The 12,948-nt window shown below is 69.1% G+C and carries 2 protein-coding genes; both read left to right on the top strand.

What is annotated here, in order from left to right; all coding sequences use genetic code 11:
• Window positions 1-39: 39 nt before the first annotated feature.
• Window positions 40-9,588, top strand: coding sequence for an SdrD B-like domain-containing protein (locus tag RYM47_RS00110; protein WP_315385245.1), 9,549 nt, complete (start codon window positions 40-42; stop codon window positions 9,586-9,588).
• Window positions 9,585-12,941: a hypothetical protein gene (locus RYM47_RS00115; RefSeq protein ID WP_315385247.1), complete on the top strand. Its 3,357-nt coding sequence runs from the start codon at window positions 9,585-9,587 to the stop codon at window positions 12,939-12,941. Before RYM47_RS00110 ends, RYM47_RS00115 begins: the two co-directional genes overlap by 4 nt.
• Window positions 12,942-12,948 lie beyond the last annotated feature (7 nt).

The following is a 12,948-nucleotide window of genomic DNA, read 5'->3' on the forward strand; positions in this document are numbered from 1 at the left end:
CCCTGTGAACGCAGTACCGACCGGAACAGGGGAAAACACATGTCCAGCCATAGCGATCGCGCAGCCTGCTGCGCGGCGGTGACGTCGTTCGAGTGCGTGCAGTCGCCATCGTGGCGCGCCGTGCTGAAGCGCAGCGTTGCGGCCCTGCTGCTGGCAACGCCGCTGTCCGCGCTGGCCATCGACCTGCAGATCACCGACTTCTCCGACACCGGCTACGACCCGGTTCCGGCGGGCACCACGGTGATCTACAACGTCAAGGTCGAGAACGGCGCCAACGACACCGCCAGCGGCACCGTGACCCTGTTCGACCTGCCGGCCGGCACCGCGCTCGGCAGCACCGCACCCGCGAGCTGCAGTTCCACCCCGGGTGCCAACGGCACCACCCGGGTCAGCTGCACCAACCCGGTCCTGAGCGCGTCCACCGCGCCGTACGAGTTCAAGCTGCCGGTGACCACCACCGCCTCGCAGCCGGCCACCATCACCGTGCGCACTGCGATCGGCTTTGCGAGTGCGCTGCCGCCGCCGACCACGCCGATCCAGAACCTGCAGACCAACGACGCGTTCTTCGGCAGCGACACCAACGTCGCCAACAACCGCACCAGCCAGAACACCACCATCCAGGCCTCGGCTGATCTGGAACTGAGCAAGAGCGGCACCCCGAACCCGGTCATCGGCGGCGGTGAAATCACCTACACCCTGAGCGTGCGCAACAACGGCCCAAGCGTGGCCACCGGCTTCCGCGTGGTCGACACGCTGCCGCCGAATGTCACCCTCGTTGGCGCGCCGGCCGGTGCGGACTGGTCCTTCACCCAGCAGAACGGCACCTACAACGGCAGTCTGGCGGTGGGCGCGAGCACCAGCTACACCTTCCGCGGCAAGGTCAACGTGGGCACCGGCAACATCGTCAACTCGGCGGTGGTCAATGCCGGCAACGTGCCCGATGCGATTCCCGACAACAACGCCGCGCAGGTGACCACGGCGGTAACCGCCGGTGCCGACCTGCTGCTGTCCAAGTCGGTGTCGCCGGCGCCGGCTGCTGCCGGTTCGGTGGTGACCTATACCCTGACGGCGCGCAACGATGGCCCGAGCCCGGCCACCGGCGTGACCCTTCGCGATGCGCTGCCGGAAGGCTTCACCATAAACGGGATTGGCGGTCCCAACGGTTGGTCGTGTACCAACAACCCGGAACGCACGGTGGTCGACTGCAGCCTGGCGGGCAGCTTCGCGCCGGGTGCGCAGGCGCAGATCACCATCACCGCCCAGGTACCGTCCACCGGCACCAACAGCAGCGGAACCGTGGTCAACAGCGCGCAGATCAGCGCCACGACCCCCGACCCGGTACCCGGCAACAACACCGGCAGCGTCGGCCTGACCGTCATTCCCGACGGCGCCGACCTGCGCATGAGCAAGAACAAAACCCCGGCGCTGGTGCCGGTGTGGAACGGCACCGGTGTACGCACCGACAGCGTGATGACCTCCACGCTGCAGGCCCAGAACCTGGGTCCGCGCACCGTCACCGGCAACCTGCAGCTGGTCGACACGCTCGCCGTGGGCGAAGAGTGGGTGGATGCCACTGGCCAGCCGTATGCGGCGAACACGGTGATCACGGTGGGCAGCTTCAGCTGCAGTGTCGACCGCGCCTGGAATGGCACCACCGCACAGGTGGTGACCTGCACCCAGGACACCGGCTACCCGGTGGGCGTCAATGCCAGTTCCGCGGCACTGACGCTGCGCACGCTGGCGCGCCTGCAGGGCACGCTGGGCAATACCGCCTGCACCGGCGGCAGCGGCGGTTCGGCCGAGCCGACCACTGCAGGCGGCATCAACCTGGACCCGAACACCGGCAACGACTGCACCGGCGGCAGCAGCCGCGCCACCGATGCGCGTGCGGACCTGTCGATCACCAAGCGCACCAATGCCGCTGGCGATGCCGACAACATCATCCGCGACGCGGACGGTTCGGTGAGTTACACGCTTGAGATCACCAACAACGGCGCGACCACCACCGGCGTGGTGATGAACGATCCGATCCCGGGTTTCGTTACCGGTTCGACGTCGGTGACCCAGATCACGCGGCCCACCGGCTGGACCTGCGGCCTCAGCGGCAGCAGCTGGAACTGCACCTCGGGCACCACACCGCTGGCGGCCGGTGCCACGGTCACCATCGCGTTCACGGTCAACCGTGGCCTGTTCGACAGCCAGAGCCAACCCGCCGGAACCTGCGCGGGACAGGCCATGCCGGCCGGTCGCTTCTGCAACACCGCCGGGGTGCGGATCGATCCGACCGTGAGCGGTTCGATCGGCGAAGCCAACGCCGCCAACAACAGCGCCTCGGACTGGGTCCAGATCGACCCGGTCGCCAACGTGGCCACCACGGCCAAGGACATCACCTCGGGCAGCCCCGGCCGCGCCGGCGTCAACACCACCTACCGCATCACCTATCAGAACCGCGGGCCGTCGATGGCGCGCGGCGTGGTGTTCAACGACACCTTCACCCTCCCGGCCAACGATGCGGGCTTCGTGCTGGTTTCGGCGGCGCGTACCGGCGGCGGTACCACCGCGTGCACCGTGACCCGCCAGGATGCGTCGATCAGCGCGGCTGCGGCGCCGGGTGGTACCTCGTGGTTCAACACCGGCGGCGCCCCGGCCACGCTGCGGCTGACCTGCGCCCCGCTGGACATGGCCAACAATTCCACCCAGACCATGACGGTGGTGATCCGCCCGAACGTCAACAGTGGCAACACCGGCCGCCAGTTCACCAACGTCGGCAGCTTCCACTTCGATCTCAACAACGACGGCGTCGAAGATCCGGCCAGCGGCACGCTCGGCAATGGGGTCAGCTACAACTACAACAGCAACACCAGCGACGACAGCCGCAACGCGGTGCTGGACTTCACCGCCGGTGAAGTGGACCTGATCGTCAACAAGATCGACCAGAACTTCGTGGGAGGGGTCGATCCGCTGGGCTTCGATTCGCGCCCGGGCCAGGAAACCAACAACTACATCCTCTACCAGGTGAGCGTGCGCAATGATGGCCCGTCGCTGTCCACCCGCACCCTGATCGAAGACACCATCACCCCGGCCAGTGGCGCCAACGTGCGCTTCGTCGGCAGTCGCACCGGCACCAACACTACGCCGCAGGGCACGCTGGAAGCACCGGGCGACCGCTGCACCGTGGCTCCGGGCAGCAGCAACCCGACCACGGCGCCGCAGACCCTGTCGTGCACCATGCCGAGCATCGGCGTGTCCACCACCGAGCAGGGTGTGATCGCCGCCGGGCAGACCAGCTATCTGTACCTGGTCTATCAGTACCTCGCCTCGCCGCCGGCAACCGGCGCGACGCTGATGAACTCGGTGACCGCGCGGTCGGCTGAAACCGAGCGCGACAGCAGCAACAACACCGCGGTGCAGGAAACCAGCATCCGGACCCGCGCCGACCTGGCCATGACCAAGACCAGCGTGGTGCAGGCACCCAATGCCGACCCGACCCAGCCGCTGCCGGCCGCCGCGACGAGCATCAGCCTGCGCCAGCCGTTCTGGTTCGTGCTCGACGTGGTCAACAATGGCCCGGGCCACAGCCTGTCGCGCGACCGCAGCGGCAACAGCCCGCAGCGCGGCGACGGCGTGGTGGTCACCGACACCCTGCCGGCACAGCTCGAAGTGATCGGCGGCGCCGAGGCCGTGACCTGGCAGAAGGTCGGCGCCACCGCTGACGCGGGCGTGGTCAGCAACGGCATGGGCAACTGCACCCTGGCGGGTCGCGCGCTGACCTGCCGCATGGGCGACCTTGCGCTGGACGGCCGCACCCGCGTGCTGGTGCCGGTACGCTGGACCTCGCTGCCGCCCAACGGCGCCGGCAGCAACACCGCGCGTGCCACCAGCGACCAGGTCGATCCGACCCCGGGCAACGACGAAGGCACCAGTACCCATACGGTGGTGCGCTCCTCGCTGACCGGCGTGGTGTTCCAGGACCGCGACCGCAGCGGCGCCAACGGCGGCACGCAGCAGGCGGGCGAGCAGGCGATCGCGGGCGTGGAAGTGCGCCTGGGCGGGCAGGATGCCTACGGCAACGCCGTCACCCTGACCACCACCACCGACGCCAACGGTGCGTACCGCTTCGACAACCTGGCACCGGCCGGCGCCAGCGGCTACACCGTGACCCAGGTGCAGCCGACCACCTACGTCAACGGTCCGGTGGCACCGCCGGGCAGTGGCGCACTGGCACCGTCGGCTGGCGGCACGTTCGCGGTGGTCGACCCGGCCGCCAGCGCCAACTCGCTGTACACCGGCGTCGCGCTGGGCGCGGGCGTGGACGCGGTGCGCTACAACTTCCCTGAAGTGCGGCGCGTAGCGCTGTCCGGCTTCGTGTACGTGGACAGCAACTACAGCAACACCCGCAACACCGGCGACGCGCCAATCGCCAATGCCACGGTGGAACTGCTGGATGCGGCCGGCGTGGTGCTGGCGACCGCCACCACCGGCAGCGACGGCGGCTACAGCTTCGCCGCGCTGGACCCGCTGATCCCCTACACCCTGCGCGAAGTGCTGCCCACCGGCAGCTACCGCAACCGTCCGAGCGCGATCAACCCGGGCCTGGTGGGCGGCGCGGCCTGCGTGGGCTGCACGGTATCCACCGGCACCGCCGGTGATGCCGCAACCACCGACCGGATCAGCAGCATCGACCTGTCGCGTGGCGACGACGGCACCGCCTTCAACTTTGGCGAAGACGCGATCACCGCGATTTCCGGCAACGTGTACCTGGACCGCAACGGCAACGGCGACTTCGATGCCGGCGATGCCGGTACCCGCAATTCGCAACCCAACGGCGGCCTGCAGGGCGTGACGGTCACCCTGACCGGTGCCGGTGCCGACGGCGTGTTCGGCAACGGCGACGATCTGCCGCCGGTCACCGTGCAGACCGATGCGCAGGGGCGTTACGCGTTCGACGCACTGGTGGTCGGGCAGAACTACCGCGTTACCGAAACGCAGCCGCAGGGCTATGCGAATGCGGCCGAGAACGCCTCCAACAGCATCGCGATCAACGCGCTGGCGCTGACCGGCTCCACCGGCAACGACTTCGGCGAAACCCTGGGTGCGCTCAGCGGCGTGGTCTTTGAAGACTTCTCCAACGTGGCGGCCAACAACAACAACGGTCGCCGCGATGCGGGCGAAAATGCCATCGCCGGTGTCACCGTGGTGCTGTCGGGCACCGATGTGCTCGGCAACCCGGTGGCACTGACCACCACCACCGACGCCAGCGGTGCCTACCACTTCGCTGACCTGCTGCCGCCACAGGCCGGCACCGGCTACACCCTGACCGAAACCCAGCCGACCGGTTACCTGGACGGCAAGCACACCGTGGGCAATGCGGCCACGCCGGGCAGCAACGCGGTCGCCAACGTGATCTCCGGCATCGTGATCAACGCCGGCCAGGACGCCACCGGCTACCTGTTCGGCGAGCTGGCCAATGCACCGATCAGCGGCACCGTGTACCTGGACCGCAACGACGACGGCGACAACAACGCCGGTGACGTGGGCATTCCGGGCGTGCAGATCGTGATCGTCGGCGCCGGCAACGACGGCGTGTTCGGCACCCCGGACGACACCACGGTGACCCTGGTCACCAACAGCGACGGGCAGTACAGCTACCCGGGTGCGGTGGCCGGCCAGGACTACCGCATCACCGAAACCCAGCCGAACGGGCTGGGCGAAGGCCGCGAGCAGCCGGGCAACACCATCACCGTCGGCAACCTGCCGGCGGCCGGTGCCAGCGGCAACGATTTCGGCGAACTCGCCGGGGCGCTGTCGGGCACGGTGTTCCTGGACCGCAACAACAATGGCGTGCAGGACGCGGGCGAACCGGGCCTGCCCGGCGTGCAGCTGCAGCTGCCGGCCGGCAGCGTGGACGCGCTGGGCAATGCGGTGACCACCGCACTGACCGACGCCGATGGCCGCTACACCTTCGAGCACCTGCTGGCCGGCACCTACACGGTGACCGAGCAGGCTGCGCAGCCGCTGTTCAATGGCACTGCGACGATCAACGGCATCACCCGTGCCGGCACCATCGACGGCACCACTGCGGGCGTGGCCTCGGCCGTGGCGACCGTGCCCAGTGCGATCAGTGCGATCGTGCTGCCGGCCGGCAAGGCCGCCGTGCAGCAGAACTTCGCCGAAGTCCTGCCGGTGTCGATCTCGGGCACGGTGTTCTTCGACGTCGACAACGACGGCGTGCGCAATGGCGCTGCCGAGACCGGCATCGAGCGCGTGACCCTCGAGCTCACCGGCACCGACGACACCGGCGCCAGCGTGACCCTGAGCGTGCAGACCGACGCCGACGGCCGTTTCGCGTTCGAGAACCTGCGCCCGGGCACCTACACCGTGACCGAACCGCAGCAGCCGGCCGGCACCAGCAACGGCATCACCACCGCCGGCACCATCGGTGGGGTGAGCCGTGGCACGGCCACGCCGATCACCAGCGTGCCCAGCCGGATCAGCACGATCGACCTGACCACGCCGGGCAGTGTGTCGGTGGACAACCTGTTCGGCGAAATCCCGCTCAACAGCGGGATCAGCGGCAAGGTCTGGACCGACCGCAACAACGACGGCGTCGTCGATCCGGGTGAAACCGGCCTGGCCAACGTGCGCATCACCCTGGCGGGCACCGACCTGGCCGGCAACACGATCAGCCGCGACACCGTGACCGACGCCGACGGCAGCTACAGCTTCGCCGAGCTGCCGCCGGGCGCCTATGGGGTGACCGAACCGGAGCAGCCGACCGGCACCCGCGACGGCCGCACCGTGGCCGGCAGCACCGGTGGCAGCGTGACCGCGCCGGGCACGGTCCCCTCGCAGATCACCGCAGTGGTGCTGGGTGTCAACCAGCAGTCGATCAACAACAACTTCGGTGAAATCCCGACCGCCAGCATTGCCGGCCGCGTCTACAACGACAGCAACGACAATGGCGTGGTCGACAGCGGCGAAGGCGGCATTGCCGGGGTCAGCGTGGTGCTGACCGGTACCGATGACCTCGGCCAGCCGGTCAACGCGACCCTGACCACCGATGCCGAAGGCCGCTACCGCTTCGAAGGCCTGCGCCCGGGCACCTACACGGTGACCGAGCCGACCCAGCCGCCGCAGACGCTGAACGGCATTACCAGCGCAGGCACCGTCAACGGCGCCAGCGTCGGCGTGGTCACCGACCGCAGCAGCGTGCCCTCCGCAATCAGCCAGATCGTGCTGCCGCTGGGCGTGGACGCCCTGGAGTACAACTTCGGTGAGATCGGCGACTCGCCCGACCTCATGGTCAGCAAGGCATCGACCAGCACCCGCTTCACGGTCAACAACCTGGCCGGCTACACCATCCAGGTGCGTAATGCCGGGCAGCAGCCGAGCCGGGGCGAGTACGTGGTGACCGACCGCCTGCCGGCCGGGCTGAGCCTGGACGGCACGCCGGTGGGCACCGGCTGGACCTGCACCGGCGACGCCGGCGCGACCCGCTTCAGCTGCAGCAGCCAGCGCGTACTGGCGGCCGGTGCGATCTCGCCTGACACCATTGCGGTGCAGGTGCGCGTCAGCGCCGCGGCGGCCGAGGCCGGCACGGTGAACAACGCGGTGCTGGTGGAAGGCGGCGGTGAAAACCCGTTCCGTGCCCCGACCCCGGCCGAGCGTGCGGCGTTCGACGGCGAGGTCGGCGACCTGCCGGCCTGCGTGGACAGCATCCTGCACAACGCCTGCCGCGTGCCCAACAGCGTGCAGCTGGCCGCATCGGTCGGTGGCACGGTGTGGTTCGACATCGGCAGCGATGACCAGCTGCTCGATGGCGGCGACCGTCGCCTTTCGAGCTGGATCGTCGAACTGGTCGACCCGACCAACGCCCAGGTGGTGAAGACCACCACCAGTGCCGCCGATGGCAGCTACCGCTTCGGCGACGTGGTGCCGGGCGTGAAGTGGAACATCCGCTTCCGCGACCCGCGCTCGACCGTGCTGTGGCCGTTCCCGGTCACCCGCGAAACCGCTGGCGGTGTGCAGGAAGCCTGCGATGCCGAGGCCGCCATCGCGCGCGGCGGGATCAGTGCCTGCGTCACCTCCGACAACGCCACCAGCCAGCTGGAAGTGGTGCTGCGTGCCGGCCAGCACCTGCCGCAGCAGAGCCTGCCGGTGGACCCGTCGGGCGTGGTGTATGACGCCACCACCCGCGACCCGGTGCCGGGTTCGATCGTGACCCTGGCCCCGGTCGGCATGTGCAGCGGCTACGACCCGCGTACCGGCGTGCTCAACGCGGCCGCTGGCGGCTACCGCATCGAAGGCAGCAGCATCGCGATGACGGTGGGCAGCGAAGGCTTCTACCAGTTAGCCTTCGGTCCGGCTGCGCCGGCCCGTTGCGAGTTCCAGCTGACGGTGACCCCGCCGGGTGGCTACACCTTCGTGTCGACGATGATCCCGCCGCAGGCCAGCGCGCTGTCGCCGGCCGGTGGGGCAGGCGCCAATCACGTAGTGCAGGCCAACACCCAGGCGCCGACCGGCGCGGTGGGCACGGCGACCGAGTACTACCTGACGCTGTTCGCCGGTTCGGCCACGGCGGCGATCGTGCACAACCACCTGCCGCTGGACACCGCGGTGGCCACCGGCCTGGCGATCACCAAGACCGGCGACCGCCAGACCGCGGAGATCGGCGACACCGTGCAGTACACCATCACCGTGCGCCAGACCGCCGGCAGCGCGCTGGGTGCGTTGAACGTGGTCGACCGCCTGCCGCGCGGCTTCACCTACATCGACGGCACCGCGCGTGCCGACGGTCGTGCGGTGGCCGATCCGGCCGGTCGCCCGGGCCCGATGCTGGGCTTCGCGCTCGGCCCGATCAATGTCGGTGGCCAGATCGTGCTGACCTACCGGGTCCGCGTGGGCGTGGGTGCGCAGCAGGGCGATGGCATCAACCGTGCGCAGGCCTTCGGCTGTTCGATCAGCGGCGGGTGCATCGACACCACCGCGATCGCACCGCTGCCCGGCTCACTCGCCTCCAACCGCGCCGAGTACCGCGTGCGCGTCACCGGTGGCGTGTTCACCGAAGAGGCCTGCGTGCTCGGCAAGGTGTTCATGGACTGCAACAACAACCACCTGCAGGACCGCGAAGAGCTCGGCATTCCCGGTGTTCGCCTGTACTTCTCCGACGGCACCTGGGTGATCAGCGACTCGGAAGGCAAGTACAGCTTCTGCGGCCTGCCGCCGCAGAGCCACACCCTGAAGGTGGACGCCAGCACGCTGCCGGTCGGCGCGCGCCTGACCACCAGCAGCAACCGCAACCTGGGCGATGCCGACAGCCTGTTCCTGGACCTGAAGAACGGTGAGCTGCACCGCGCCGACTTCATCGAAGGCAGCTGTTCCAACCCGGTGCTGGAGCAGGTCAAGGCCCGCCGCACCCAAGGTGAGGTGCGCGCGCCGGAAACCGAACCGGGCCAGGCGCCGCTGCGCTTCGAAAGCAAACCCGCGCGGGCGCCGCAACAGGCGACCGACACGGCCAACCAGAGACCGATCGTGCATCCCCGACCCAACCCGCCTGCCGCCGGCACCGCCACGGAGGGCCAGCCATGAGCCGCGCTCCCGTGCTGCACCGGCTGCCCCGCCTGAGCCTGCTCGCCTGTGCGCTGGCCACCCTGCCCGCGATGGCGCAGAGCGTGGGCACTCCGAGCCGGTTCACCCCGGTGCTGGGGGATGCCAGCACGCTGTACCCGCGCAGTCCGGCCAGTGTCGATGCTGCGCCGGTGGCGCTGCGTGCCACCGCGTCCGGCGTGCTGGACCGGATCGTGGTCGAACTGGACCGCGACGGCGTGCCGGCCGACGGCCAGAGTGCGGTGCACGTGCGCGTGCAGCTGCTCGATGCCACCGGCCTGCCGCTCGGCGGCACCACCTACGCCACCGTTGAAAACAGCGGCGGCCGCATCCGCCTGCCGGGCTCGCGCACCGACGAACTCGGCCCGGGCGCGCTGGATGCCGACAAGGTCACCCCGGACGTGCAGCTGCAGGTGGTGGACGGCGTGGCCGAGTTCGACCTGCTGGCGCCGCACGAGCCGCAGGATGTGCTGCTGCGCGTGACCGCCGGCAGCGAAACCGCGCAGGGCAGCATCGGCTTCGTGCCGGAAATGCGCGAGATGATCGCCACCGGCCTGATCGAGGGCGTGGTCAACTTCCGCCGCAAGGGCAATGGCGGCCTGGTCTCGCCGGTAGAGCATCACGACGCGTTCGACCGCGACATCCGCCGCTGGGAGCGCCAGTTCAACAACGGCAAGGCGAATGCCGCTGCGCGCACCGCGTTCTTCGTGAAGGGACGGATCAAGGGCGACGCGCTGCTGACCGCCGCCTACGATTCGGACAAGGACACCCGCGGCCGCCTGCTGCGCGACATCCAGCCGGAAGAGTTCTACCCGGTGTACGGCGATTCCTCGCTGCGCGGGTTCGACGCACGTTCGGCCGAGCGCCTGTACGTGCGCATCGACAACAAGCGTAGCTACCTGCTGTACGGCGATTTCCAGACCGGCGACGGCCTGGCCACCGCCACCGGCATCGGCGGCAGCGGGCCGATCCCGCAGCGCAGCCTGGGCACGTACAACCGCACCGCCACCGGGCTGGGCTGGCATTTCGAAAGCGAGCGCGTGCGCAGCAATGTGTTCGCCATCGAAGACTCGCTGCGCCAGGTGATCGAAGAGTTCCGCAGCCAGGGCAGCGGCCCGTATGCACTGCGCAACAACGCGGTGCTGGAAGGCAGCGAGCGCGTCGAAGTGATCGTGCGCGATCGCAACCAGCCTACCCGCATCGTTTCGGTGCGGCCGCTGGCGCGGCTGGTCGACTACAGCTTCGAGCCGTTCTCCGGGCGCATCCTGCTCAACCAGTTCCTGCCGGCGTTCGACAGCGACCTCAACCCGGTCTCGCTGCGCATCACCTATGAACTGGACCAGGACACCGAGAAGTTCTGGGTGGTCGGCGCCGACGCGCAGGTCAAGCTGACCCCGCGCATGGAAGTGGGCGCTGCCGCGGTGGACGACCGCAATCCGTATGCGGAATTCCGCATGGGCAGTGCCAATGCCAGCTACCGCTTCGGCGACAACACCCTGCTGGTGGCCGAGTTCGCGCGCACCCGCAGCGAAGTCAACACCAATTCGATCAACCAGATCACCTCGCAGGGCCTGAAAGACATCACCGGCGAAGTGGAAGGCGATGCGTGGCGGGTCGAGTTCGCGCACGCAGCCGGCAAGCTGGACGCGCGCCTGTTCGCGGCGCGCACCGACCCGGCCTTCAACAACCCGGCCGCGCCGCTGTACGGCGGCCGCGGCGAGTACAACGCGCGCGTGGCCTACCAGCTGGGCCCACGCCTCGAGCTTTACGTGGAAGGGCTGCGCAGCGAGGACCGCAACCCGGATGGTGGCAAGCGCGACGCCGGCGGCGCCGGTGTGCGCATCGGCGCCACCGAACGGCTCACCGTGGACCTGGGCGTGCGCAGCATCCGCGAGACCATCGGGGTGACCACGCCGTGGTCGTCCGGAGTGCCGTTCGGCAACGCCGGTGGCCTCACCGGCGGTTTCGCCACCGGGGCCGGCGGTGGCGCGCTCGGCTACGGCCAGCAGGCGCTGGATCCGGCGACCGGGCTGATGGTGATCAACGGCAGCAACACCGGCAGCCCGATCACCAGCGACCTGCCGGTGGGCACCGAGCTGGAATCGGACAGCGCCCGCTTCGGCCTGGGCTACCGCCTGAGCGACAAGCTCAGCAGCGGTGCCGAGATCGAACACAGCGTCAGTGGCGAAGAACGCCGACGCTTGGCCGCAGGCCTGGACTACCAGGTGTTCGAGCGCAGCCGCCTGTACGGCCGTTACGAAAAGCAGACCGGCCTGACCAGCGCCTACGGCATCACCACCACCGATCGCGAGGCCGACGCGCTGGTATTCGGTATCGACAGCAGCTATCTGCGCGATACCCAGACCTTCAGCGAGTACCGGCTGCGCGATGCGATCAGCGGCCGCGACGTGCAGGCCGCTTCGGGTATCCGCAACAACTGGGACATCCGCGAGGGCATGCGCCTGTCCAGTTCCGCCGAACACGTGAAAGTGATCGACGGCAGCACCGGTGACAGCACCGGCCTGGCGCTGGCGCTGGACTATGCGGCCAACCCGCTGTGGCGCGGCGCGATCCGCGCCGAGCACCGCATCTCCGAGGACGTGCCGGACACCGAAACCAACGAGGCGTTCAACACCACGCTGCTGCAATTCATGCTGGCGCGCAAGCTCAGCCGCGACTGGACCCTGCTGGCCCGCAACTACCTGCTGAGCACGCGCTACGACGCACGCGGCGATGTGTTGCAGGACCGCTTCCAGCTCGGCGTGGCCTACCGCGACACCGACCGCAACCGGGTCAACGCGCTGGCCCGTTACGAGTACAAGCTCGAGCGCGACGAGAGCGGCCTGACTCTGTCCGACGGCAGTACGGTGGACGGCAGCAGCCAGGACGTGCGCACCCGCGCGCACATCGTCTCGACCCATGCCGACTGGCATCCGTCGCGGCCGTGGTGGATCACCGGGCGCGTGGCCGGCAAGTGGCAGCAGGACCAGTTCGCCTACGCCGACGGCGCACGCGTGAACAGCCGCTTCCGCGCGATGCTGTTCTCCGCGCGCGTGGTGTACGACATCACCGAGAACTGGGATGTGGGCGTGCTCGGCTCCACCTTCCGTGGCCAGGCCGGTGCGAACCAGTACGCCTACGGCATGGAAGTGGGACGGCTGCTGCGCCAGAACCTGTGGCTGTCGGCCGGCTACAACTGGACCGGCTTCAGCGGCGACCGCGATCTCAACGGTTACGAGTACACCGAGCAGGGCGTGTTCGTGCGCCTGCGCTTCAAGTTCGACGAAGACCTTTTCCGGCCGGACCCCGTCCGCTACCGCGACCCGGCACGCTGAGGATATT

Source organism: uncultured Stenotrophomonas sp., assembly GCF_963519125.1.
Lineage (GTDB): Bacteria > Pseudomonadota > Gammaproteobacteria > Xanthomonadales > Xanthomonadaceae > Stenotrophomonas.

What these genes read in the sequence shown, in the direction of transcription:
- RYM47_RS00110 (WP_315385245.1), top strand. Translation starts at nt 40, where the DNA reads ATGTCCAGCCATAGCGATCGCGCAGCCTGCTGCGCGGCGGTGACGTCG.
- RYM47_RS00115 (WP_315385247.1), top strand. Translation starts at nt 9,585, where the DNA reads ATGAGCCGCGCTCCCGTGCTGCACCGGCTGCCCCGCCTGAGCCTGCTC.